The organism is Bacillus sp. BK450 (assembly GCF_004364885.1).
In the GTDB taxonomy this organism is placed as follows: domain Bacteria; phylum Bacillota; class Bacilli; order Bacillales; family Bacillaceae; genus Bacillus; species Bacillus safensis.
The window spans coordinates 58,612-82,256 of sequence record NZ_SOBQ01000007.1 but is presented as its reverse complement, the minus strand read 5'-3'; the positions used below and the strand labels follow the sequence as shown (position 1 = coordinate 82,256).

Sequence of the window (23,645 nt, the reverse complement as noted above, 5' to 3'; positions counted from 1 at the left end):
GGTTTATATGGACTCACCGCCACCAACGGATTCAGCGAAGCGATCACAGGCCGAGACATGTTTGGAAACAAGATCTCGAAAGAACAGCAGGAAGCAAGTATGAACGCGGCGCTTGGAATGCTTTTGCCGTTTGGAGCGAAAGGGTTTCATGGTAAAATGGGGATTAAGGGTACGGGTGAAATTGGTTGGAATATGTCAAAAGGTGGAGGAGAAATAAATGGAAGAAAGTATTCTCAGCATGCTTTGGAAAGAATGGCACCTGATATTCCTGAAGTACAAGCTACTTTAACAAGTAGAGCAATTAAAAAAGCTGAAGAATTAGGATTTAAACCACAAACAAAAGAATTTAGTGATTTCATCAAAAAATATGTTGATCCAAGAAATATTCCACCTTCAGTTATTGAAGACGCTATAATGAATACGAAAAAGATACCTGGTAATAGAAGCGGAACGTTTGTTCATGAAACAATGGATGTCAAAGTAATTATAAATGAAGCTGGCGATGTTATCACAGTTATACCGAAATAATTAATAAAAGGATGAATACGAATGTTTATCAAGTATGATGAATATGATCTATTAGAACTTTTTCAAAGTGAGCCGGTGAGTATAACAGGCAATATAGATGATGGAGAATTAATCTATACTTACAAAGATGACCAAAATTTCAAGGTGATTTTAACTTTAGATGTATATAAGCAAACGAGTAGTCTAAGTATTACATTTAATGATTCTATAGTATTTACAGGTGATTTTAATAATGTAACAAGTATAAAAAAAGATGACAATGCTATGGTAATGAACGTGGGCGAAGAAGAGAAGCTAAAAGTTAAATTTTATAAACAAGTTGGAGTGGAGTTACTTTAAAATAGCCTTATTATATTAGAAAGAAATATAAAACAATTATGATATTCTCTCAGATAAATCAGTAGGTGAAGTAGTTGATACTTCTAAATATAATGTTATTGTTATCATACCTTGACTGGCTATATGCCTTTCAAGGTTTTTGTGTTTATTGGCTTTCATACCGAGAAAAACCGTTAAAATGGGAATCTTTTTCCTGAGTGGTTCATCGTATGATAGAGACAAGCAAAACGAACGTATTGAGCACTCTAAGTGCCTTAATTGGTGTCTCCTTTTTTTATTTGGAGACGCGCCTCTCCCTTATCAATGGCGTATCTGGATACGGAACAAAAGTGTTGAGGAATGTGGCTATACGAGAGGGACATTCTGAGCCTGAATAGCAGCTGGTCTGCGGCAGCCGTATCGAGGACAGTTTTTCATTTCAATTGATGATTGACTGTAATTGGCATCCTCTCGGAGTGTAGTCATCATTTCAAAATCTATTTAAGCGAATAGCGTAAGGTGGTGTTTATTCAGCTAACAGTGTTCTGTTTCGAAAGAGACAATAAAGCAATCGAAAAGCATTGCAGCTTGATCAAAATAGCGAAATCTACAAGGCAAAAAGTGATATTGAGAAGCAAACTTCTGAATATCTGAACATCAAAAAAGAACAAGAAGAAGCCCGCGAAATCGCAAAGGAACAAGAAGCACTCGCCAACCGCCCTTGGTATGAAAAAGCCCTCGATTATGGTGGAAACATCGTGAATGAACTGACCGGCGTGAACGATGCAAAACGTGCCGCAACAGGCGTTGATCCAATCACAGGCGAAGAGCTCACGGCAGGACAGCGAGTCGCCGCAGGAGGCATGGCAGCCGCAGGCTACATCCCAATCGTCGGCTGGGCAGGCCGTATTTTCAAAGGCGGAAAAGCTGTCTATAAAACCACCCAAGCCACATCAGCTGCAGTCAGGGCAGTCGACATCTACAAGACATCGCAAAAATCCTTTGACGCCTTAAAAACATCTCAAAAAGGACTATATGGCCTCACTGCCACCAACGGATTCAGCGAAGCAATTACAGGCCGAGACATGTTTGGAAACAAGATCTCAAAAGAACAGCAGGAAGCGAGTATGAATGCGGCTCTTGGAATGCTTTTGCCGTTTGGGGCTAAAGGGTTTCATGGGAAGATGGGGATTAGGAGTACGAGAGAACTTAAGCATCCAGTTTTAGATAATCCACGAGTAGGTAGTGCTTTAAAAGATGATTTTTATCATAGCTTTAATGATATAATTGACAACTACGCAGTTCATTCTAAGAGATTTGATTTACCAAATAGAAAAGGCCATATGGATTCGTTGTATCAAATAGAGGGCTCGGTGGTTAAGTACGAAACCAAATATGTAAAAGTAAAGAACAACGCCCCAGAAATGTTACAGTCGAAAGAAATAAGGAATGGCGTGTTTGAATGGGTGGTAGATCCAACAACGAATACAGTAACCCATAGAACTTTTATACCTGGTGGCAAAGTGACAGGAAAAATAAATCAATGGGGGAAATAGAAAATTGTATAAAACGGATATAATCACGAAAAATGGTTTTGATTGTAACTGGTCTACACTGTTTGTTGGTAGACAGTTTAATTTAATTTCGGCAATAGAAGTAACAAACTATGCTGTTAAATATCTAGAAAACAACCCTAATGCTAACAATGAATTAATCCTTGAATTAGCTTGGGAACAAGAAGAAGTTAAAGTAGATCATATACTTGAAAGCATAGTCTCTGACAAATCATCGGAAGACATGAAGAGAGAGTATCATAAGTGGCTATATAGCACTATGAAAGAGGTTTATACTAATTCAACTGATGAAAACATATTTGAAGAAATTGAAAATATGTTTTCAATCTTTAATACGCCCGAAAATATGTATGATTTTTTTAGAAAAGTTTCAGACGCATTTTATTACCCTCACGATTCACAAAATACAATTAAAGAACTTGTAGAAAAGTTTTTAGAAGATGAAAAGAAATTGATTTTATAACTAGAGAGTTTAATAGAACGATGGACTAATGGTCCATCGTTTTCTTTCATTCATTGCTGGTAAAGAGATTGGTATGATAAAAAATAAAGTAGATTTGTTAGATCTCGAAAGCAATTGAGGAGAAAACAATGAGTGACTATAAAATAAGCATCCTGTCTGAGAAGTTTGAAAATGAAAATACTGGTGAACTCGTAGAAGGAATTACGATTATGATAGACGGTAAATTAAAAAGATGCAAAAAAATACAACAAACCTGAATGAAACAGTCACCTTGATTTTTACCTGCACAAGCCATTCCATTCCCGTCAGAAATTAATGTGTTAAAATAAACCAATAAAAAGGAGCTAAAACCATGCTATGGATTTTCACACAAAACCAGCAAAGTTTCGTTCATGTCCACGAAATCACAGTAGCCGGCAAAAAGATTGAAGGGATGATCGCAGGAAGCGATACTTGGGTCAAGACGCTCGGTAAGTATGACTCAAACGATCGTGCAGCAGAGATCCTTGAAGACATTGTGAAAACAATTGAAGCCAATCAAGATGCCACCGCGACTTACAGAATGCCAAATCAATAAAAAAGAAACCACCTTTCCATTGCGAAAAGGTGGTTTTTGTTTATGATGGTGTTTTTGTAAAGGCTAAAAATAAAGGGATGCCTGTGCCGACAAGGGTGGTGGCAAATAGGAACATACCGCAAATGAATAGAAAATGACTGGCTGAAAAGACAAGTGCCAGAATAAGAAAAACGATGCTGAGTCCTGCCATGCTATATGATGGGACAAAGCGGCGTTTGTATGTGGCTTTCTTTGTTAAGAATGAGAAGAAAATGCCAAATAATAATGGGACAATCCATAAGTAAAATAAAATAATAAGAGACATACTTCATACCTCGATTTTTCCTTCTATTTTATCAGATGCTGATCGCAATCGATACTACAAAGCTTCACTTTGTAAAATAATTCATGCAATCGACACAATTACGTGGGCTGATTCATAGAATGCGTTTTTTCTTTCATATATTCAGGCTGCAAAAGGGCGTATACACAATGATCCGTAAAGCGGTCGCCCAGCCATTCACATTGTCTCAAAATGCCTTCAAGCGAAAAGGATAATCGCTCTGCGATGCGTCTGCTCTTCAGGTTATCGACAGCAGCCCTGATTTCAATGCGGTGCAGTCCACAATCTTCAAATAAATAATGAATGACTGCTTTGCACGCTTTTGTCATAATGCCTTTTCCTTGATAGCCTTCTCCGAGCCAATAGCCAATTGAAACAGTTCTGTCGATCCAATGAATTTGGTGGGTGCCGATGATCCCGACAAGTTCTCCATGTGACCAGATGCCCGCTTGAAAACCGTTGTTCTGCATGGCTTGCTGCATTGCGCCTTGAATGAACGCCATGCTGTCTTCTTCTGTTTTCGTTGAATCCACCCAAAGCATCCATTCACGTAAATGCTCTCTTGACCGCTGAATGAGCAAATATAGACTTCGTGCGTCTCTTGGCTCAAGCAGCCGCATGGATATCTCTTGATCTTGATAAAAAAACATGTGCCCACATCCTCTCAGGGGAATTTTACCATAACCATATGAAAAGAAAAAGACAGCATCACTACTGTCTTTTACATAAATGTATCCACAATTAAAAAGAGATTGAGTGCGACAACAAGAGCTGCTATCACCCAAGATATTCCTGTTACCCAGCGGGCATTCGTTAATTCGCCCATAATTCGTTTTTTACTTGTAAATAAAATGAGCGGAATTAAAGCAAAGGCAATACCAAAGGATAAGACCACCTGACTCATCACAAGTGCGGATGTCGGATTCACCCCAGATGCAATGATCACAATAGGGGGAATAATAGTAATCAGCCGGCGGACATACAGTGGAATGCGGTATTGAATAAAACCCTGCATAATGATATCGCCTGACAATGTACCGACAGAAGAGCTGGATAGTCCGGCTACAAGCAGGCCTACACCAAATAAGATAGCTGATACAGGACCTGCGAGTGTGCTAAAATGCTGGAACGCAACATCCAGATCTTCAACAAAGAGACCATTTTTATAAAATAGAGCGGCTGCCACAATCAACATACTGGCATTGATGGCTCCAGCGACTAGCATCGCAATGAGGATATCTAAAAACTCAAAGCGGAAAATCTGTTTTTTCTCCTTTTCCGTTCTGCCGACGACTCTTCTTTGGGTTAATGCTGAATGTAAATAGATCGCGTGCGGCATCACAGTGGCACCTAAAATTCCAGCTGCAAGCAGTACACTATCTGTGCCTTCAAATTTTGGAATGAAAAGCCCGCCTGCGACACTTCCTATATCAGGCTTGGCGACAAAGGTTTGCACAGCGAAAGCGATCACGACAACGAACAGCATGCCGGTGATGCCGGCTTCTAATGCTCGATATCCACGTCTTTGCAATTCTAAAATCGCAAATGATCCGATGGCTGCAATAATAGATGCTTCAAGCAAAGGAATCCGAAAGAGCAAGTATAAACCAAGTGCCGCTCCAATAAACTCAGCTAAATCTGTGGCAATAATAACGAGTTCTCCCTGAATCCATAAACCGATGGAGACGGGTTTTGGAAACTCTTCACGTGCGATTTCAGGTAAGTTTTTCCCTGTCGCTATTCCAAGCTTTGCGGATAAGGATTGGATGAGCAGCGCCATGAGATTTGATATGAGAATGACCCATAAGAGAAGATATCCATATTTAGAGCCAGCCGCAATGTTGGTGGCAAAATTCCCTGGATCAATATATGCAATGGCTGCGATAAAAGCAGGGCCTAGAAAAGGAAGAAGCCTTCTAAATCCTTTGACCTTACCTTCAAGTGCACGCTCAGCTGCCGCTGACATGTGTGCCTGTGCCTCGATGTATTTGTTTGTCATATGTCATCACCTAGATTCTACAAAGTTTTGCTTGGGCACAAAAAGTTTCCTTCATGCAATTTTTAATCATCATATGCCCATCTTCATGAAAAGTCAACTATCTGAACTAATAGGTTTGTTTATCATATGTAAGTGAAAAAAATAGATACCTTGTCAACGCGCAACATAAAAAACACCGCCCCTTAGACGGTGTCCCTACTGCTTCCTCTTTTATTTGTTTTTTTAAGATACCCTTGATCCCACGCTGCGGAAGATCAGGCTTAAAATAATGACAAAGATGGCTGCTCCTAAGATCGCTGGAATGATCGCAAAGCCTGCTAGACTAGGACCCCACGTTCCAAGTAATCCATGACCAATCCAAGCGCCTACAAACCCGGCAATCATTGAGCCGATCCATCCTCCTGGTACACTGCCTCCAGCGAGTGCACTCCCAATGAGACCAATGACAATCGCCACAACTAATGAAATTAGAAATCCTAACATGTTGATCACTCCTCTTTTGTTTGTTTATTAAGCAATAACCGTTTTGAAAAAGATTAAAACCTTTCGGAACCGCTTCAATGTTTTATACGTATGATGGACAAGGATTGTGTATAATAACAGACAAATACTTCAGCGGCATCTAAGGAGGCATATGACATGGAGGAAAGAGAATGGCTAAAAGCACAATTAAAGGAGATTGAAAAGTGGGAGAAAGACCAGCAAAAGGTATGGTTTTGGGAGAAGCTCAGCCGCCTTCCATTTCAAATGCTGGACAAGCTGACGCCTGCTTTTATTCAGAAAAAAATCGGTGTGCTGCTTGATGAAATGGGTCATTACATTCAATCTGGCGGAGCCTATTTGACGTCGGAAAAAGGCATCATTCATCAATTTCAAAAGAAGTGTGCAGACGATTCCATTCAGCGTATAGAGGATATTGGAAAGGCCCCAATCGAAATGATGGATGCCATTAGTGAACATATGGGGAAAAACAGAACGAACCTTGCAACGGTGCAAGGGGCGACAACTGGTGTCGGCGGAATGTTTACACTAGCTGCTGATATTCCTGCGGTACTGGGCCTCTCCCTGAAAACATTACAGGATATTGCCGTCACCTATGGCTATGATCCTAAAAACAAAGAGGAGCGGGTCTTCATCATTAAATGTTTGCAGCTGAACTCTGCGGATGTCGTTGGGAAGAAATCGATTCTAAAAGAACTCAAAAGCTATCATGCATCCGAAGGGAAACATGAAAACATGATTTCCCAAATCCAAGGGTGGCGTGAGGTCGTCTATAATTACCGGGATTCGTTCGGCTGGAAGAAACTATTTCAGCTTGTGCCTATCGCTGGGATTTTGTTTGGTGCCGTTTCGAACCGCTCACAATTAAAAGGAATTGCCGAAACCGGCATGATGCAATACCGAAAGCGAAGAATTTTAACAAGATTAGAAGAGCTCACGCAGCAAGAACAGAGTGAGTCCGGTGCATAAAAAATCCCATATCAAAGGGATTTTTTATTTGCTCTCATCCTCTTCCTGAAAAGCATGAATTGGTGAGTGCTCATAACGTGCACGCAGTTCGCGGATCTGTTTGATGAGGGTGGAGCCGATCGTTTTTTCGGCTTCATCATACAAAGGATCAAGGGCTTTCATCCATTTTTGTCTTTCAGCTGGCGTCAATTCATGAATGGCAATCGGCGATTCACGTTTAATGTCCTCCAGCTGATCTTTGTTCATCTGTTCTGCATGCTTTTCATTCCAAGCCGTTGTTTCCTCCATGGCTTCAAGTAAAATTCGTTTCGTTTCGGGTGTCTGGCGGTCAAAGAAGGATTGATCTGTTAAGACCACATAGCCTAAATACCCGTGATTGCTGATCGTCATATAGTCTTGTATATGATAGAATTTTTTTGAATAAATATTTGAAATGGTATTTTCTTCACCGTCTACTTTTTTTGATTCTAATAGCTGAAACGTTGAATTAAATGATTCCTGATAGGGCTTTGCGCCAAGGAGTTTGAATTGTTTTTCAATCATGTCGCTTTGCATAATGCGGAGAGACTGGTTTTTTAAATCAGCCGGCTGTTTGATTGGCCCTTTATTAGAAGTAATTTGCTTAAAGCCATTCGTCCAATAAGCCATTCCCTTTAACCCATCTTTTTGCAGCGTGCCAAACAACCTTTGTCCAATTGCACCTTGCAGGCCTTCTTGAACCGCATTGTAATTTGAAAAAGCAAAGGGAAGATCAAGTGCCAGCCACTCAGGGGACAGCATGCCGAGCTTCGAGGTAGACGGAGCAATAAATTGAACTTGATTCTCTTTGAGTGCATTTATTTCTTCAATATCAGAATAAAGGCTTCCGTTGGAGAAAATTTGAATGCTGATCTTTCCATCGGATTTTTCGTGCACGAGCTCAGCAAATTTCTTTGCGGCAAGTCCTTTAGGTGTATTGTCTGCCACGACATGGCTGAATTTGAACACAAGCTGGTCCTTCAGTCCTGTCTGTTCATCATCAAAGGTTGTCGCTGATTTTGGCATCATATGATAAAAACCAAAGTATAAAGCGGTTACAAAACCGATCATGAGCAATAGTGTATAAGCGAGTAAATTCTTCATGCGTCAGATCCCCCTTATGTCAAGCATACTTGACAGAGGAAGAATCCGTAAAGATACAGGTGAAAAAATGATGAGAAATCGATTGAAATTACAACAATTATCTATTAGATGGAAGCTTACCATCCTCACATATTTCGTTGTCATTTTCGCCCTTTTAATCGGAGGGATTGTCCTTGTTGGGGGAATTCAGCAAACAGAGGAACGGGAGCTTCGAAAAAGACTCATGAACACGGCGAGAACCGTGGCTGAGATGAATGAGGTGAAGCAGGCGTTAGCTGATCAGACAAAGGATCGTGATCAATTACAGCATGCAATCGAAGAGATTCGGATTATTCAAGACGCTGACTATATTGTCGTGATGGATATGGATCATGTGAGATTAACGCATCCAGTGAAAACAAGGATTGGCCAGCGCTCAGAAGGAACTGATGAAGAGCCGGCTTTTGCAGAGCATATTTATTTCTCAGAAGCAGAGGGAGAGCTTGGAACAGCCATCAGAGCTTTTTATCCAGTCAAGGATGATCAATTTAATCAAACAGGGGTTGTGCTTGTAGGAAGAACTCTGCCAAGTATGGCAGATATATTAGGAGAAATGAAGCAGGATATCCTCATGATCCTCCTGCTGACGCTCAGCTTTGGGCTTGTGGGTTCATTTTTGCTCGCCCGTCATATTAAACAGCAAATGTTTAAGCTGGAGCCGCATGAGATTGTCAGAATGCTAGAGGAACGCACTGCAACCTTTCACTCTATTAATGAAGGGGTCATCGCCATTGATAATCAGCACATGATCACCATTTTTAATGAGAAGGCAAAGCAGATTTTTGGCGTAACAGGTGATGTCGTGGGCCGGAATATTTGGGGTGTGCTGTCTGATACGAGACTTCCTGAGATTATTGATCGCGCAGAACCTGTCTACAATGAAGAAATCCATATGAGCGGAAAGCGGATCATGAGCAGCCGGATTCCGATAGTCATGAAAAAGAAGATCATCGGAGCGGTCGCCATTTTTCAAGACCGGACAGAAGCAGCGAAATTGGCGGAGGAGCTCACAGGGGTTAAGAACTTTGTGGACGGTTTGCGGGTGCAAAACCATGAACATATGAATAAGCTTCATACGATTGCCGGGCTGATTCAGCTCGGTAAAGCCGATCAGGCGCTCGACCTAGCCTTTCAAACAACAGAGGAGCAGGAACATGTGACGGACTTTCTTCATCGCGTCATAGAGCATAATGCTGTCGCAGGGTTATTGATGAGCAAAATCAGAAGAGGCAAGGAGCTTGGCATCATGGTCGAAGTAGATGAACATAGCTGTCTGCGTGATTTCCCTGAACGGCTTGATCAGCATGATATGACAAAGCTGCTCGGAAATCTCATTGAGAACGCCTTTGCTTCGTATGATACTGTAGAAAGAGACACAAAAGTCATTTCCATTAGTATCGATCAAACGGAGGATGTCCTCGCGATTTTAATTGAAGACAATGGCTCCGGGATCGAAGAAGAAATGATTCCTTCTATTTTCGATAAAGGCTTCACACATGGCAAAGAGGGCGGAACAGGCTATGGCCTGTACATTGTAAAAACGATTATCGACAAAGGGATGGGAAATGTAGAGGTCACATCAAGCATCGGTATTGGTACCACCTTCTCAATCGAATTCCCAATGACCATAGAGGAGAGAGACAGATGACTCAGATTAAGGTGCTGTTAATTGAAGATGACCCAATGGTGCAAGAAGTGAATAAAGAGTTCATTATGAGTGTCCCTGGCTTTCAAGTCGCAGCTGTCGCTGGAAATGGGGAGCAGGGCATCCAGCTGATCAAAGAGATTCGTCCAGACCTCGTGGTACTTGATGTATATATGCCAAAAAAGGATGGCGTCAAAACGCTGCAAGACATCAGAAAACAGAAGATGAAAGTGGACGTGATTGTCATTTCAGCAGCGAAGGACAAAGAGACCATCGGCATCATGCTTCAAAATGGTGCGCGGGATTATATTATTAAACCATTCAAATTTGAACGAATGAAAGAATCTCTTGAAAGCTATAAGGTGTTTAAATCAAAAATCCAAACTGCAGCAGAATTCTCTCAGGAGATGCTCGATGATATCATACGAAAGCCTGCTGTTAAGCAGGAAGATACTTGGCTTCCTAAAGGGCTGAATGTGCATACGATGAACGAAATTAAAGCGTATATGGGCTTGCAGGAAGGCGCGCAGTCTGCAGAAGAAGTCGCCAATGCACTTGGCATTGCCCGCGTCACGGCACGCCGGTATTTAGACTTTCTCGTTAAAGAAGGCGAGCTGAAATTAGATATGCAATATGGCGGGGTAGGACGGCCTGTGAATAAATATATCGTACATTCTGACTAAAGACCAAAAAGACCAAAATGTACGATATGTCCATAAGCTTCACAGCCTTTGATGAAATCGCTATCATTTATCTACAGATAATAGTTAAGCGTTTACATCAAAGGGTGAGGGAGTTGATTTTTTATGAAAAGGATTTTGAAGAACCTGACATTTCAGGTAATTGCAGCTGTCATTATCGGGATCATTGTCGGGATGGTTTGGCCAAACGTTGGAAAAGAAATGAAGCCGCTTGGTGATACCTTTATCAATGCCGTTAAAATGGTCATTGCACCAATTATTTTCTTAACCATTGTTCTTGGTATTGCCAAGATGGGTGATATGAAAAAGGTTGGGAAAGTTGGGGGAAAAGCATTTATTTATTTTGAAGTTGTCACGACACTTGCTCTAGTCATCGGTCTTTTTGTGGTGAATATCATGAAGCCAGGTGCAGGTCTTGACTATAGCAAGCTTGAAAAAGGGGACGTTTCACAGTATACCCAAAATGGCGGACAGGGTATAGACTGGATGGAATTTGTTACACACATCGTGCCATCTAACATGGTTGATGCTTTCGCAAAGGGTGATATTTTACAGGTCTTATTCTTCTCTATTCTATTCGGTGTCGCGCTCGCTGCTCTTGGCGAGAAGGGGAAAGGCATCATCGAATGGCTTGATAAGCTGTCACTTGTTTTCTTTAAAATCATTGGTTATATCATGCGTGCTGCGCCTCTTGGTGCATTTGGCGCGATGGCTTATACGATCGGACACTTTGGTTTGGCATCGATTAAACCGCTGGCGAGTCTGATGCTCTCCGTTTATATGACCATGTTCTTGTTCATTTTCGTTGTACTGAACATCATTTGTAAAATGTATGGCTTCAGCCTGCTCGGTTATCTGCGGTTTATCAAAGATGAAATTTTAATTGTACTTGGCACAAGTTCTTCAGAATCCGTGCTGCCAAGAATGATGGATAAAATGGAACGCTACGGGTGCTCTAAGTCTGTTGTCGGTCTTGTCATTCCAACAGGTTATTCCTTTAACCTAGATGGAACTTCCATCTATTTATCAATGGCCGTCGTCTTCTTGGCGCAAGTGTTTGGTGTAGACCTGTCGATCGGTCAGCAGATCACTATTATCCTTGTGCTGATGCTTACATCAAAGGGAGCAGCTGGGGTGACAGGAAGCGGATTTATCGTGCTTGCATCTACTCTTGCGGCACTACAGGTCATTCCGTTAGAGGGTCTAGCACTGCTGCTTGGGGTTGACCGCTTCATGAGTGAAGGAAGAGCGATTACAAACCTCATTGGAAATGGAATCGCAACAATTGTTGTCGCGAAGAGTGAAGGTGAATTTGACGAAGCGAAGAGCAAAACAGCACTTCAGGAAATGCGGAATATGAAGCAGGCTGTTTAGTATAAAAACAACCAAAAACCGAAACCTTATGTTCTACATGGGTTCGGTTTTTTTGTGTAAAAAAGAAAAACCAATAAAATTAATACAAATCGTAAGACCTCTTTGACCTTTTATTATATAATTTACAGAAAGATCCGATATAATGTATATCAGATACGATGAAAAATAGACTTTAGTCCTGGCAGGTGTGTAACGTAATGACGGCATTTTTAAAATTGTTCGAAAAACCTGGTGTTAAGCGGTTTTCAGTATTTGTAGTATTAGCCACAGCATTATATCTATTAAGAGGAATGATGAATTTAATTCTTTTGACCTTCATTTTCACCTTTTTGATGAATCGGTTGGAAGAGGTCATTAGAGGCTTTTTAAATCGCTTCCTGAAAATAGGACAGAAATCGGTCATTACCATTTTGTATATTCTTCTGGCTGGTGGATTAACATTTGGCGGATTCGTTTTTGTACCAATCATCGCCAAACAGGTAGAGCAGCTATTCCGTTTAGGAAAGAAAATTGCAGATCACCCACAAGATTTACCCTTCTTTGACGTCATCACGAACGTATTCGGAGATTTCAAAATATCAGCTTTCTTTGAGAAAGGGTTTAATTTCCTCTATACATACATAACCGATTTCAGCACGTTCAGTATCCAGGTCATTATGTCCTTAATATTAAGCATGTTCTTCCTATTCGAAAAAGAACGCCTCATTCAATTCATGAACAAGTTCAAAACGAGTAAAATCTCCGTGTTCTATCATGAAATTGCCTTCTTTGGACGTAAATTTTCCCGAACGTTTGGAAAAGTACTTGAAGCACAGTTTATTATTGCAACCGTTAACTGTGTGCTAACGACCATTGCGCTAGGCATTATGGGCTTCCCGCAGTTATTTGGATTAGCGGTCATGGTCTTTTTGCTAGGCTTAATCCCAGTAGCGGGTGTGGTTATCTCTCTTATTCCACTCAGCATCATTGCGTATACACTCGGAGGCGGAATGTATGTCCTGTATATTGTGCTGGTGATTGTGATTATCCATGCTATTGAAGCATACTTCTTGAATCCGAAGCTCATGTCAGCTAAAACAGAACTCCCTATTTTCTTCACGTTTATTGTGCTGATCTTCTCTGAACACTATATTGGCATTTGGGGACTTATTATCGGTATCCCAATCTTTGTGTTTATTTTAGATATTCTTGAAGTGACAAATAGGGAAGAAAGTAATTAAAAAGTTCATATGAACCTGTTTACAATTTTCTAAAAATAAGGTATAAATGGTATGAAAATATCATATATCCACACGCTTAATCCTTCTAAAGGAATGGGGGACCCATGTTTTTGGGGTGAATTTTTCTTATCTGAGAAAAAAGGACATCTCTTCGTCCTAACCCGTCAGCTAACCTCATCAGCGTGAAGAGAGTAGACAGTGGTACACGTATGGACACGCAGGCCCACGAGAAAACTCTCTCGTGGGTCTTTTTGACGAGGAAGGGGAGATTTTATTGAAGCTGGCGACAAAAATTATTATTGCCTTGTTTGTAGGTGCAATCACAGGATTGCTGCTTAACCTTTTTGCTCCAAATGTATTCAAAGTGTTAGACCCTTATTTATTTACACCTCTAGGTCAAATCTTCTTAAACCTGATTAAAATGCTGGTTGTACCCATTGTATTCTTTTCGATCACGCTCGGTGTAGCAGGCCTTGGTGATCCGAAGAAGCTAGGCAGAATCGGCGTAAAAACCATTACTTATTTCCTGCTCACTACGACTTTCGCCATTATCATTGGCATTTCATTAGCCTTATTGATTAAACCCGGAGCCTTCGGTAATTTTGATACAAAAGCGGCTGATTATTCCGCAGAGGAAGCCCCATCAATGGCAGAAACACTACTCAACATTATTCCAACCAATCCAGTCCAATCGTTAGTTGAAGGAAACATGCTTCAAATTATCGTCTTCTGCGTATTTTTAGGTCTTGGCATAGCCATGCTTGGTAAAAAAACGGAAGGCTTGCTGAAGCTGTTTGAACAAGGAAATGAATTAATGATGTATCTTGTCGGTGTTGTAATGAAATTTGCACCGTACGGGACATTCGGTTTGATTGCAACCGCGATCGGCAGTCAGGGACTGGATGCCATGAAAGCGATGGGACTTTACTTCTCGGTCGTGTTAATTGCGCTTATCCTGCATTTCTTCCTGACATATGGATCAACCATTGCTATCTTAGCTAAACGAAATCCAATGGCATTCTTTAAAGGATTTTCACCAGCGATGGTTGTTGCGTTTAGTACATCAAGCAGTAACGCAGTACTGCCGGTATCAATGGAAACAGCGCAAAAGCGTTTAAAGGTGCCAGAGCCGATTTCAAGCTTTGTGCAGCCGCTGGGTGCAACCATTAATATGGATGGCACAGCCATTATGCAAGGTGTTGCGACCATTTTTATCGCTCAAGTGTATGGGGTTGAACTGACGCTTGTTCAAATGCTGACGGTTGTCTTAACAGCTGTTTTAGCAAGTGTCGGTACAGCAGGTGTCCCAGGGGTAGGGCTCATCATGCTGGCCATGGTGTTAAATTCCGTGAATCTTCCTGTTGAGGGAATAGCGCTGATCCTTGGCATAGACCGCTTATTAGATATGGCAAGAACCGTAGTGAATATTACAGGTGACGCAGCATGTGCGGTGATTGTTTCTGAAACCGAAAAGAAACACGAGAAAGAAGCGCCGACACCTAACTTATCACTGTAATAAGCAAGAAGGGCTGGCTGGGTCAGTCCTTTTTTTCATGGATTGATTTGTCTCGCGTGATATACTTTTTACAGGATGAGCGGTCATAACTGCCGCCACAGGCTTTACATTAGAAGGAGGAACCACTTTGCAGTCTGCTGTTTTAAAAGTAGAGAAAGTCGATAAACTAATTGGCCGGAAAATGATCTTGCAGGATATTTCTATAGACATTGGGCAAGGAGAAATTGTTGGATTACTTGGACCCAATGGGTCTGGAAAAACAACTTTGATTCGATTGATCGTTGGCTTGATGAAAAAAAACAATGGCAACATCATGATCAATGGATATTCACAAGATGAGGATTTTCTTAAAGCGATGTCATCTGTTGGTGCGATCATAGAAAACCCAGAATTTTATTCGTATTTAACAGGCTTTGAAAACCTTGAGATGTATGCAGCGATGCACGATGGCGTGACGGAGGAACGCATTCAGGAAGTAGTGGAAAGAGTTCGTCTTGAGGATGCCATTCATCAGAAGGTCAAGACGTATTCACTAGGGATGAAACAAAGGCTTGGGATTGCACAAGCTATTTTGCATCGGCCGAACCTGCTCATTTTAGACGAACCGACAAATGGACTGGACCCCGCAGGAATGAAGGAATTCCGGGAGCACTTACAAATGCTTGTAAAGGAAGAAGGAACCTCGGTGTTATTTGCGACGCATTTATTGCATGAGGTAGAAGAGCTATGTGATCGAATGATTATCATTCAAAAGGGACAGATCAAAGCTAGTACTCATCTCCGGGATATGGAGGGGAAAGAGCAGGTGCTGATGAATATTCAGCCAGTAGAAAAGGCGGTCTCATGGCTTGACGCACACGACTATACATATGAACGAAATGGAGCGCGTGTACTGCTTCAACTGAACAAAGAACGTGTGCCAGAGCTGAACAAACAGCTTGTGCTGGCGGGGTTTGATGTACTTGAAATGATGCCTCAAAAGCAGTCAATTGAAGAGGCATTTATGAAATGGACGGAAGGCGGGACGACAGATGCTTAACCTCATCAAGAATGAGCATAAAAAAATCATGAAGAAAAAGATCACATTCATTGCTCTTTTATTGATCGTTGTATTTCAACTGGCCATGGCTCTAACCTTGAAACGAGTCATATCAAGCTTTGGTGGACAAGACACAGTCGCGAACTATTTTGCTTATTCCACGAACGTCGTGTTTATTTTGCAGGTACTTGCTGTTGTTATTGGCGCGACCTTGATCTCAACAGAGTTTCAGAAAAGGACGATCAAATTTCTATTGATCCGGCCAAAAACAAGACTGCACATTTTTCTGTCAAAATACATCACACTTGTGCTGACAGTCATTTATTTGTTTGTTTTTTATTATGTTTTGGCTTTTCTATTTGGTCTTATTTTCTTCGGTACGGATTTTGATGAAAGAACGGGGCAATTATTTCAGCATACGTTTGCCGTCATTGGATCTCAGTGGGTGGAAGTGATCATGATGGCAAGCTTTGCTTTTATGTGTTCCAGTTTGTTTAGAAACAGTCTTGTTGCCCTTGTGACCTCGTTTTTTGTTTTATATGCGGCGAAATCTCTTGTACCCATCATGTCTCTCTTAGAAAATCAGTGGGGGAAAATCCTCCTTTTCGCGAATACGGACTTTACTCAGTACAGCTTTCAAGGACCGCCGCCTTTTGATGGGATGAGCATTCTGTTTTCTCTATTTATAGTAGGGGCGCATTTTGTTTTCTTTATTGGATCGGCTTGGATTCTTTTTTGGAAACGTGATGTAAATGTGTAAAAATTGTGTCAAATAACAAGAAAAATTCGTGACATCTTTGTGAAAACGAGTCTGTATTTCACGATAACCGGCTGATTTTGTCTTATAATAAGAAGGAGTCATGGAGGTGGCACTATCGTGAAAAATTTCATTACGGCTTTACCAATTTTGTTGCTGCTGTCGTTTTCGTTTGTGTCTTTTGCCTTCCAGTTTGATCACCTTGTTTATTTCAGACTAGCGCTGGGGATCTTTTCGTTAGCGGGTCTTTTCTTTCTGTATACACTTAAAAGAAACATGAAATGGTTCATGGTCTATTTATATGCGAGCTGGATCGTTCTTGCTGCCGTCACAACATTTGAGGAACCAGTCTTTTCTCAATTTTTCTTCGGTGGTTTAACGATGACAATGGGTTATCTCACATATATGCTCATTTATTTAGGAATGAAGCAGGACCGTGTAGCGAAATCACATTAAAACAAAAGCCGATAAAATCGAATAACAGATTTTATCGGCTTTTTTATTTAGTTGAAGCAGACAAAAGAGCAGTCAGTGATGACTGCTCTCTAATAGTTATGATTCACGCCCAGCAGCTGCAAGCTGCTTCTGGTGTTTTTTGTCGATGGTTTCGTAAATACTTTCCATCATTTGAGGATCGCGCATGATGGCCTTTTTGTTCTCTTCAATCAATTGCTGATAGGTTTTAATTTTCTTCTTAGACATGTGACTTATCGCTCCCTTATTAGAATGGACGTCTATAGGATTTCACATAGATGAAATTGATAATCATTTTCAATTAGCAACTCCATTATACAAAGACAAATGTCAGAAGTAAAGATTCAATTCAGAAAATTCACGTAACCGACATATTCCAAGCTGGTTCGACGCTGCATTCTTTCCCAGGAAATAATTTTGTCATGACTTGTCGTAAGTGAAACATCAATTTGAAACGTTTTGGCTGTGCAGCTCGTCTTATGAAGAGATTTAAAAAGAAAAAAGACATCAGCAAGAGTTTGCTGATGTCCTTCGTTTCATCAATTATGAAACGTGCTCTTGAAGAAACTCTGTCACTTCTTCAGGCGATTTTGCGTTTGCACTGTGTAAATGACCTGTTTTTTCACCATTTTTGAAAATTAACAGGCTTGGAATGCCCATTACCTGATACGTTTCAGCTAATTCTGGGAAATCATCTTTATTTATTTCAAACCATTCATGGTGAGCATAGGCTTCTAGGATGTCTGGAATGAACATGTCCATTCTTGTGCAGTCAGGACACCATGTTGCAAAGAATTTAACGATGACTTCTTTGTCTGATTGAATAATTTCATTGAATTGTTCAGTACTTGTGATTTTTTTCAATTTGTCACAACTCCTTTTCAATGTCATTTTAATATAAAATAAAGGCGAATGACATACAAATGCTCGGGAGGCGCTTACAACCTTTACAAATCATTTCAATTACGTAACAACAAAAATTAATTAGAGCATTTTTGCCTGAAAGTGATAAGATAGTAAAGATGAATTTTAGTGGGGGGAGTATCCATTGAAAATAAGTTTAGGATTGATTTACGGCGGAAAGTCAGCCGAACATAATGTATCACTGCAAACAGCCCTTGCAGTTACAAAAGCACTTAACACTGAGAAGTTCGATATACATCCAATTTATATTACAGAAGAGGGTGAATGGTTAAGAGGAGAAAAACTCACTGAACCAGTATCAAACGTCAAAATGCTTCAATTTGAACAGACCGCAAAGACGTTTTTACCAACTTCTTTAAATGAAAGCATGTTTCCACAGCCTGCATCGGCTGATGAGAAAATTGATGTTGTCTTCCCGTTGCTGCACGGACCAAATGGAGAAGATGGCACAATGCAAGGATTACTTGAACTGTTAAATATCCCGTATGTCGGCAACGGCGTTCTCGCGTCTGCCGCGGGTATGGATAAAGTCATGATGAAAGATGTTTTTGCACAAGCAGGACTTGCACAAGCAAAGCACCTTTCTTTCAATAAAAAAGACTACGAGAAAGCGACACCAGACAGCTTAGAACAGGTTGAAAAAGTACTGGGCTACCCATGCTTTGTGAAACCTGCCAACATGGGATCAAGTGTTGGAATTAGCAAATGCCGCAGCAAAGAAGAACTGCAGACTGCATTTGACCTCGCTTTCCAATATGATCGTCGTGTGGTCGTAGAAGAAGGCGTCGTTGGAAGAGAAATCGAGATTGGTGTATTAGGCAATGATGAGCCGAAATGCTCTGTCGTTGGTGAGATTGCACCTAAAACAGATTTTTATGATTACAAAGCAAAATATGAAGATGGCGATACAGATTTGATCATTCCGGCGAGTGTGTCAGAGGATGAATATAAGACCATTCATGACATGGCAATTAAGGCATTTAAAGCCCTCGATGGATCTGGTCTCGTACGTGCAGACTTCTTCCTTACAGAAAAAGGTGAAGTGTTGATCAATGAAGTGAATACAATGCCTGGATTCACACCATTTAGTATGTTCCCATTACTTTGGAAGCACACTGGTGTAGAGTATCCAGAGTTAATTGAAAAGCTGGTGTCACTTGCAATTGAACGCCATCGAGAAAAACAAACCATTAAAACAACTTTTTAATGTGAGCAGCAAGCAGACACTATCCTTAGGTAGTGTCTCTTTTCCTTCAAACGTGAAATGAGAAAGAGAGGCGAAAAATCATGATCAAACGTACAGTGAAACAAATCGCCCAAATGGCTGGTGGAACCCTATCTAATCAAGCTTTTGGCGAAGAACAGATTCACGGAGTGACAACAGATACACGAAAAGTATCAAACGGCGCCCTGTTTATCCCGCTTATCGGAGAACATTTTAACGGTCACACATTTGCTTCAAAAGCAGTGGAGCTAGGAGCCTCAGCTGTTCTTTGGAATCAAAAAGAAGCCAATCCGCCAGAAGGCGTTCCAGTAATTCTTGTAGAGGATACACTAGCTGCGCTTCAACAGCTGGCGAAATCATACTTAAAAGAAGAAAACCCTCGTGTTGTCGGTATTACAGGAAGTAATGGGAAAACCACAACGAAAGACATGATTCATTCCGTCTTGCAAACAGCGTATCGAGTTCATAAAACAGACGGTAACTTTAATAATCATATCGGTCTTCCGCTCACCATTCTTGCAATGCCAGAAGGAACCGATATTGCAGTTTTGGAGATGGGCATGAGTGCAAAAGGCGAAATCGAATTTTTATCAAATCTCGCTGAGCCGGATGCGGCAGTCATCACAAATATCGGGGAATCACATATGCAAGATTTAGGATCAAGAGAAGCCATTGCTGATGCCAAATGTGAGATCGTCAAAGGGTTAAAAGAAGACGGCATCTTTTATTACTTAGGTGATGAGCCTTTGCTTCGCGAAAGAGCAAGTTCACTTTCTCAGCGTGTAAAAACCTTTGGAGAAGCAGAGGACTGTGATATTAAGGTAACGCACATCAACCAGCTTGCAGAAGGAACAGAATTTCAGGTCGAAGGGTATGCCCAAGGTTTTCTCATTCCTGTATTAGGGAAACATAATGTGAAGAATGCACTTGCTGCTATTGCTATAGGCCAGCATTTTGGGCTGAATGAAAGACAAATAGCCCAGGGACTGATGCAAACGAAGTTGACGGGGATGCGTCTTGAGCTGTTTAAAACAGATAAAGGAATCACTGTCATTAATGATGCGTATAATGCAAGTCCTACTTCTATGAAAGCAGCCATTGATCTTGTGGGAGATATGGACGGCTTCGCCAATCGTATTCTTGTACTTGGAGATATGCTCGAAATGGGCAGCGAAGAAGAAACGTATCATTATGAACTTGGCCGTTACATCAAGCCGGAATTTATTGATCATGTCATGACGTATGGCCGACTAGGTGCATTCATTGCTGAAGGAGCGAAAAAATCATTCGGGGCTGAGCACGTATTCTCCTTTATGGACAAAGAGGACCTGAAGAAAAAACTAGCTGAAGTGGCAGGGCCTGACGATGTTGTGCTTGTCAAAGCCTCACGCGGTATGAAATTGGAAGAAGTCATTACTGCACTATAAAAGTGAGAAGGTGACAGAATGATTGGCTGTTTATGTATCCACGGTTTTACGGGTGCCCCTTATGAAGTAGAACCGCTGGCGCAATATTTAAAACAGACGGCAGATTGGGAAGTGCAGTCTGTCACGCTTCCGGGGCATGGGGATGAGCTTCAGTTAAAAGGCATTCTTTATCAAGAATGGATAGCGACAGCTGAACTCGAACTTCTATCCCTTTATCGAACTTGTGACACCGTGTATTTGATCGGCTTTTCTATGGGCGGAATGATTGCTTCTTACTTAGCAGCGAAGTACCCAGTTGCCCGTCTCGTCCTATTAAGTGCTGCGGCTAAATATGTGAACCCAAAACAAATGATGCAAGACACAAGGCAGATGGTACAGGAGTCCCTGTCAGGGATCATTGATACAAACCCTTTATATGATCGATATCGCCATAAGCTCACAAGCACGCCGCTGTCAGCTGCGATAGAATTTATGAAGCTGGTCAAGCAAACGAAGAATTCGCTTGAGAAGCTTCATCTGCCTGTGTTAATTGTTCAAGGTGAAAGCGACGGAATTGTACCTGCTTCAAGTGCAGAATTTATTTATCATAAAGTCCCGTCTCGCCAGAAAGAAATGTTTTATTTGCCCGATTGTAAACATCATGTTTGTCATGAGCCATGTGCCCAGCAATTGTTTGAGAAAATAGAACATTTTCTAAAAAATGCAATTTAATATATAGAAAAGCTAAATTGTGGCTAAACTAATATAAATTGAATCCCACTTGTTAAAATTTGCATCATTTTTGTCGAATGAGTGACAGGCATATGGTACAATAGGAAAGAAAAGGTGGTTGATTCGGTTGTTTCAATATGACGGAAAAACCTTTATCCCGCAGTCTAATTCGAGTAACGGAGAAGTATCAGCAGGAACCATATTTCAATATCGTCAGGACGGGAATATATTAACGGGCACATATCAAGGCGGCAGTATTATATCTGGCGTACTTGTAGGAACTGTGAATGAGGATGGAACACTTCATTTTAGATACCACCATGTAAGCAAGGACGGCAGTATGAGAAGCGGGACTTGCAATTCCACTCCAAAGCAGCTGGATAACGGAAAAATTCAACTGTTAGAAAAGTGGAAATGGATGGACGGAGATCAAAGTGAAGGTGAATCTGTCATTGTAGAACAGTAGATATATCCATTTCTGTCTTGTTGAAAAACAAATAGTGTAATGGTAAGATATAAGGTAGGGTAATTCGGGCTTTGTATATAATGGACCTGTCCTTTCAGAAAAGGGCAGTTTTTAATGATCATTCACGAGATTACTGAAACAGCAATTAGAAGGAGTTTGAATAAATTGACTATAACGTTTCAAGATTTTCAATTAAGCGAAAGTCTCATGAAGGCTATTAACCGCATGGGATTTGAAGAAGCAACACCGATTCAAGCAGAAACGATTCCTCTCGGTCTTCAAAATAAAGATGTCATCGGACAAGCACAAACAGGAACAGGAAAAACTGCAGCATTTGGTATTCCTCTGGTTGAAAAAATCGACCCAGCGTCTCCAAATATCCAAGCGATTATCATTGCGCCAACAAGAGAATTAGCGATTCAAGTATCTGAAGAGCTATATAAAATCGGCCAAGACAAGCGTGCACGCGTACTTCCTATTTACGGTGGACAAGATATCGGCCGTCAAATCCGTTCGCTCAAGAAAAATCCTCATATCATCGTAGGGACTCCAGGACGTTTACTCGATCACATTAACCGTCGTACAATGCGTCTTCAAAACGTTGAAACAGTTGTGCTAGATGAAGCAGACGAAATGCTAAACATGGGTTTCATCGAAGACATTGAAGCGATCCTTTCAAATGTACCAAGTGAACACCAAACACTTTTATTCTCTGCGACAATGCCTGCACCAATTAAGCGCATTGCAGAGCGTTTCATGACAAACCCAGAACACGTAAAAGTAAAAGCGAAAGAAATGACAGTATCTAACATCCAACAGTTCTATTTGGATATTCACGAACGTAAAAAGTTTGATACATTGACTCGTCTTCTTGACATTCAATCACCTGAGCTTTCAATTGTCTTCGGCCGTACGAAACGCCGTGTTGACGAATTGACTGAAGCACTTAACCTTAGAGGTTATACAGCTGAAGGAATTCATGGTGACCTGACTCAAGCAAAACGTATGGTTGCGCTTCGTAAATTCAAAGAGGGTTCAATCGATGTGCTTGTCGCAACAGACGTAGCTGCACGTGGACTTGATATCTCAGGCGTAACACACGTGTATAACTTTGACGTACCGCAAGATCCAGAAAGCTACGTGCACCGTATTGGACGTACAGGACGTGCTGGACGTACAGGTATGGCGATGACATTCATCACACCACGTGAAAAAGATATGCTTCGTGCGATTGAGCAAACGACTAAACGTAAAATGGATCGTATGAAAGAACCTACACTTGATGAGGCGATTGAAGGACAACAGCAAGTAACAGTTGACCGTCTACGCACAATCATCAGTGAAAACAACTTGAACTTCTACATGACAGCTGCTGCTGAATTGTTGGAAGATCATGATTCTGTAACAGTGGTTGCAGCTGCGATCAAAATGATGACAAAAGAGCCGGATGCAACGCCTGTTCGTTTAACAGATGAAGCACCGATGATTTCTAAACGTCATCGTAACAACCGCAGCTCTTCTAAACGCAGAGACGGCGGCGGTGGCGGAGGCTACCGTGGAAAAGGCAAGAACAGCCGTTCATCTTATGGTGATAAAAAGCGTTCTTCAAATGACCGCAATCGTTCTTCTAGCGATCGTCGTCAAAAGAAATCTTATAACAACTAACATACAAGAGCGAATCCTTTGCAGGGTTCGCTTTTTTTTTAATAAGCTGAAATTGAAACTTTTTAGGCTTTGTTACGTAATATATTGAT

The 23,645-nt window shown here is 41.1% G+C and carries 25 protein-coding genes, 2 pseudogenes and 1 riboswitch; of the genes and pseudogenes, 20 read left to right on the top strand and 7 right to left on the bottom strand.

Annotation, left to right across the window (positions count from 1 at the left end):
• The 6 genes and pseudogenes from EV579_RS18015 to EV579_RS17995 all read left to right on the top strand — a co-directional run.
• A pseudogene (locus EV579_RS18015) lies at positions 1 to 528 on the top strand (hypothetical protein); the annotation flags it as partial.
• Between the two features lie 21 nt (positions 529 to 549).
• Positions 550 to 867, top strand: coding sequence for a hypothetical protein (locus EV579_RS18010; protein ID WP_025093598.1), 318 nt, complete (start codon positions 550 to 552; stop codon positions 865 to 867).
• A 572-nt stretch (positions 868 to 1,439) separates the two neighbouring features.
• A pseudogene (locus tag EV579_RS19315) lies at positions 1,440 to 2,402 on the top strand (pre-toxin TG domain-containing protein); the annotation flags it as partial.
• 4 nt (positions 2,403 to 2,406) lie between these two features.
• Positions 2,407 to 2,883 (top strand): DUF2247 family protein, encoded by a 477-nt coding sequence (locus EV579_RS18000; protein ID WP_133744980.1) that lies wholly within the window; start codon positions 2,407 to 2,409, stop codon positions 2,881 to 2,883.
• A gap of 128 nt (positions 2,884 to 3,011) precedes the next feature.
• Complete coding sequence (locus EV579_RS19310) at positions 3,012 to 3,140, top strand: hypothetical protein (protein ID WP_258011212.1); 129 nt, start codon at positions 3,012 to 3,014, stop codon at positions 3,138 to 3,140.
• Between the two features lie 95 nt (positions 3,141 to 3,235).
• Positions 3,236 to 3,460 carry a hypothetical protein gene (locus tag EV579_RS17995; RefSeq protein ID WP_073203917.1) on the top strand — a complete coding sequence of 75 codons (225 nt, stop codon included), beginning with the start codon at positions 3,236 to 3,238 and terminating at the stop codon, positions 3,458 to 3,460.
• A gap of 40 nt (positions 3,461 to 3,500) precedes the next feature.
• On the opposite strand, the gene EV579_RS17990 is transcribed toward EV579_RS17995, so the two are convergent.
• From EV579_RS17990 to EV579_RS17975, 4 genes are all read right to left on the bottom strand, one after another.
• Positions 3,501 to 3,764: a hypothetical protein gene (locus EV579_RS17990; protein ID WP_008346966.1), complete on the bottom strand. Its 264-nt coding sequence runs from the start codon at positions 3,762 to 3,764 to the stop codon at positions 3,501 to 3,503.
• A gap of 98 nt (positions 3,765 to 3,862) precedes the next feature.
• Positions 3,863 to 4,432, bottom strand: coding sequence for a GNAT family N-acetyltransferase (locus EV579_RS17985; RefSeq protein ID WP_024427358.1), 570 nt, complete (start codon positions 4,430 to 4,432; stop codon positions 3,863 to 3,865).
• A 71-nt stretch (positions 4,433 to 4,503) separates the two neighbouring features.
• Entirely contained in the window at positions 4,504 to 5,781 is a 1,278-nt protein-coding gene (locus EV579_RS17980; RefSeq protein ID WP_122631451.1) for an Nramp family divalent metal transporter, read from the bottom strand.
• A gap of 222 nt (positions 5,782 to 6,003) precedes the next feature.
• Positions 6,004 to 6,264 carry a GlsB/YeaQ/YmgE family stress response membrane protein gene (locus EV579_RS17975; RefSeq protein WP_024427360.1) on the bottom strand — a complete coding sequence of 87 codons (261 nt, stop codon included), beginning with the start codon at positions 6,262 to 6,264 and terminating at the stop codon, positions 6,004 to 6,006.
• Between the two features lie 156 nt (positions 6,265 to 6,420).
• Here EV579_RS17975 and EV579_RS17970 point away from each other — a divergent pair, with 156 nt between their 5' ends.
• Positions 6,421 to 7,251 (top strand): EcsC family protein, encoded by an 831-nt coding sequence (locus tag EV579_RS17970; RefSeq protein ID WP_044334744.1) that lies wholly within the window; start codon positions 6,421 to 6,423, stop codon positions 7,249 to 7,251.
• Positions 7,252 to 7,275: 24 nt separating this feature from the next.
• On the opposite strand, the gene EV579_RS17965 is transcribed toward EV579_RS17970, so the two are convergent.
• Positions 7,276 to 8,373 (bottom strand): DctP family TRAP transporter solute-binding subunit, encoded by a 1,098-nt coding sequence (locus tag EV579_RS17965; protein ID WP_133744979.1) that lies wholly within the window; start codon positions 8,371 to 8,373, stop codon positions 7,276 to 7,278.
• A 67-nt stretch (positions 8,374 to 8,440) separates the two neighbouring features.
• On the opposite strand from EV579_RS17965, the gene EV579_RS17960 reads away from it, so the two are divergent.
• The 8 genes from EV579_RS17960 (at position 8,441) to EV579_RS17925 (ending at position 17,120) form a co-directional block, all read left to right on the top strand.
• Positions 8,441 to 10,060 (top strand): ATP-binding protein, encoded by a 1,620-nt coding sequence (locus EV579_RS17960; protein ID WP_417896689.1) that lies wholly within the window; start codon positions 8,441 to 8,443, stop codon positions 10,058 to 10,060.
• Positions 10,057 to 10,740, top strand: coding sequence for a response regulator (locus EV579_RS17955; RefSeq protein ID WP_133744977.1), 684 nt, complete (start codon positions 10,057 to 10,059; stop codon positions 10,738 to 10,740). The genes EV579_RS17960 and EV579_RS17955 overlap by 4 nt, the downstream gene beginning before the upstream one ends.
• Positions 10,741 to 10,863: 123 nt before the next feature.
• Positions 10,864 to 12,132, top strand: a complete 1,269-nt coding sequence (gene dctP, locus EV579_RS17950) for a C4-dicarboxylate transporter DctP (RefSeq protein ID WP_133744976.1) — start codon at positions 10,864 to 10,866, stop codon at positions 12,130 to 12,132.
• Positions 12,133 to 12,329: 197 nt separating this feature from the next.
• Positions 12,330 to 13,352 carry an AI-2E family transporter gene (locus tag EV579_RS17945; RefSeq protein ID WP_041107476.1) on the top strand — a complete coding sequence of 341 codons (1,023 nt, stop codon included), beginning with the start codon at positions 12,330 to 12,332 and terminating at the stop codon, positions 13,350 to 13,352.
• Between the two features lie 63 nt (positions 13,353 to 13,415).
• A riboswitch (cyclic di-AMP (ydaO/yuaA leader) is annotated at positions 13,416 to 13,549 on the top strand.
• 77 nt (positions 13,550 to 13,626) lie between these two features.
• The gene (locus tag EV579_RS17940) at positions 13,627 to 14,868 is read left to right on the top strand and encodes a dicarboxylate/amino acid:cation symporter (protein WP_166644710.1); all 1,242 of its coding nucleotides are present in this window, start codon (positions 13,627 to 13,629) and stop codon (positions 14,866 to 14,868) included.
• A gap of 127 nt (positions 14,869 to 14,995) precedes the next feature.
• Complete coding sequence (locus tag EV579_RS17935) at positions 14,996 to 15,907, top strand: ABC transporter ATP-binding protein (RefSeq protein WP_024427364.1); 912 nt, start codon at positions 14,996 to 14,998, stop codon at positions 15,905 to 15,907.
• A complete protein-coding gene (locus EV579_RS17930) occupies positions 15,900 to 16,667 on the top strand; it encodes an ABC transporter permease (RefSeq protein ID WP_133744974.1) in 768 nt (255 codons plus the stop codon). The genes EV579_RS17935 and EV579_RS17930 overlap by 8 nt, the downstream gene beginning before the upstream one ends.
• A gap of 117 nt (positions 16,668 to 16,784) precedes the next feature.
• Complete coding sequence (locus tag EV579_RS17925; protein WP_017366657.1) at positions 16,785 to 17,120, top strand: hypothetical protein; 336 nt, start codon at positions 16,785 to 16,787, stop codon at positions 17,118 to 17,120.
• Between the two features lie 96 nt (positions 17,121 to 17,216).
• On the opposite strand, the gene fbpB is transcribed toward EV579_RS17925, so the two are convergent.
• Together fbpB and EV579_RS17915 are read right to left on the bottom strand one after the other, a co-directional pair.
• Positions 17,217 to 17,366, bottom strand: coding sequence for a Fur-regulated basic protein FbpB (gene fbpB, locus EV579_RS17920; RefSeq protein WP_065215285.1), 150 nt, complete (start codon positions 17,364 to 17,366; stop codon positions 17,217 to 17,219).
• 315 nt (positions 17,367 to 17,681) lie between these two features.
• On the bottom strand, positions 17,682 to 18,002 hold the full coding sequence (locus EV579_RS17915) for a thioredoxin family protein (protein WP_012008983.1): 321 nt from the start codon (positions 18,000 to 18,002) through the stop codon (positions 17,682 to 17,684).
• A 184-nt stretch (positions 18,003 to 18,186) separates the two neighbouring features.
• Here EV579_RS17915 and EV579_RS17910 point away from each other — a divergent pair, with 184 nt between their 5' ends.
• The 5 genes from EV579_RS17910 to cshA all read left to right on the top strand — a co-directional run bounded on the left by EV579_RS17910 (position 18,187) and on the right by cshA (position 23,556).
• Positions 18,187 to 19,269 carry a D-alanine--D-alanine ligase gene (locus EV579_RS17910; protein WP_024425379.1) on the top strand — a complete coding sequence of 361 codons (1,083 nt, stop codon included), beginning with the start codon at positions 18,187 to 18,189 and terminating at the stop codon, positions 19,267 to 19,269.
• 80 nt (positions 19,270 to 19,349) lie between these two features.
• The gene (locus tag EV579_RS17905) at positions 19,350 to 20,714 is read left to right on the top strand and encodes a UDP-N-acetylmuramoyl-tripeptide--D-alanyl-D-alanine ligase (protein WP_044334729.1); all 1,365 of its coding nucleotides are present in this window, start codon (positions 19,350 to 19,352) and stop codon (positions 20,712 to 20,714) included.
• Positions 20,715 to 20,732: 18 nt separating this feature from the next.
• Positions 20,733 to 21,425: an alpha/beta hydrolase gene (locus EV579_RS17900; protein ID WP_024425381.1), complete on the top strand. Its 693-nt coding sequence runs from the start codon at positions 20,733 to 20,735 to the stop codon at positions 21,423 to 21,425.
• 127 nt (positions 21,426 to 21,552) lie between these two features.
• Positions 21,553 to 21,891 (top strand): avidin-fold protein, encoded by a 339-nt coding sequence (locus EV579_RS17895; protein ID WP_103132678.1) that lies wholly within the window; start codon positions 21,553 to 21,555, stop codon positions 21,889 to 21,891.
• Between the two features lie 165 nt (positions 21,892 to 22,056).
• Positions 22,057 to 23,556, top strand: coding sequence for a degradosome RNA helicase CshA (cshA, locus tag EV579_RS17890; protein WP_024425382.1), 1,500 nt, complete (start codon positions 22,057 to 22,059; stop codon positions 23,554 to 23,556).
• The last annotated feature ends 89 nt before the right edge of the window (positions 23,557 to 23,645 follow it).

What these genes read in the sequence shown, in the direction of transcription:
- EV579_RS17960 (WP_417896689.1), top strand. Translation starts at nt 8,441, where the DNA reads ATGATGAGAAATCGATTGAAATTACAACAATTATCTATTAGATGGAAG.
- EV579_RS17975 (WP_024427360.1), bottom strand. Translation starts at nt 6,264, where the DNA reads ATGTTAGGATTTCTAATTTCATTAGTTGTGGCGATTGTCATTGGTCTC.
- dctP (WP_133744976.1), top strand. Translation starts at nt 10,864, where the DNA reads ATGAAAAGGATTTTGAAGAACCTGACATTTCAGGTAATTGCAGCTGTC.
- EV579_RS17965 (WP_133744979.1), bottom strand. Translation starts at nt 8,373, where the DNA reads ATGAAGAATTTACTCGCTTATACACTATTGCTCATGATCGGTTTTGTA.
- EV579_RS18010 (WP_025093598.1), top strand. Translation starts at nt 550, where the DNA reads ATGTTTATCAAGTATGATGAATATGATCTATTAGAACTTTTTCAAAGT.
- EV579_RS17990 (WP_008346966.1), bottom strand. Translation starts at nt 3,764, where the DNA reads ATGTCTCTTATTATTTTATTTTACTTATGGATTGTCCCATTATTATTT.
- EV579_RS19310 (WP_258011212.1), top strand. Translation starts at nt 3,012, where the DNA reads ATGAGTGACTATAAAATAAGCATCCTGTCTGAGAAGTTTGAAAATGAA.
- EV579_RS17945 (WP_041107476.1), top strand. Translation starts at nt 12,330, where the DNA reads ATGACGGCATTTTTAAAATTGTTCGAAAAACCTGGTGTTAAGCGGTTT.
- EV579_RS17985 (WP_024427358.1), bottom strand. Translation starts at nt 4,432, where the DNA reads ATGTTTTTTTATCAAGATCAAGAGATATCCATGCGGCTGCTTGAGCCA.
- fbpB (WP_065215285.1), bottom strand. Translation starts at nt 17,366, where the DNA reads ATGTCTAAGAAGAAAATTAAAACCTATCAGCAATTGATTGAAGAGAAC.
- EV579_RS17970 (WP_044334744.1), top strand. Translation starts at nt 6,421, where the DNA reads ATGGAGGAAAGAGAATGGCTAAAAGCACAATTAAAGGAGATTGAAAAG.
- EV579_RS17980 (WP_122631451.1), bottom strand. Translation starts at nt 5,781, where the DNA reads ATGACAAACAAATACATCGAGGCACAGGCACACATGTCAGCGGCAGCT.
- EV579_RS17995 (WP_073203917.1), top strand. Translation starts at nt 3,236, where the DNA reads ATGCTATGGATTTTCACACAAAACCAGCAAAGTTTCGTTCATGTCCAC.
- EV579_RS17955 (WP_133744977.1), top strand. Translation starts at nt 10,057, where the DNA reads ATGACTCAGATTAAGGTGCTGTTAATTGAAGATGACCCAATGGTGCAA.
- EV579_RS17930 (WP_133744974.1), top strand. Translation starts at nt 15,900, where the DNA reads ATGCTTAACCTCATCAAGAATGAGCATAAAAAAATCATGAAGAAAAAG.
- EV579_RS17905 (WP_044334729.1), top strand. Translation starts at nt 19,350, where the DNA reads ATGATCAAACGTACAGTGAAACAAATCGCCCAAATGGCTGGTGGAACC.
- EV579_RS17900 (WP_024425381.1), top strand. Translation starts at nt 20,733, where the DNA reads ATGATTGGCTGTTTATGTATCCACGGTTTTACGGGTGCCCCTTATGAA.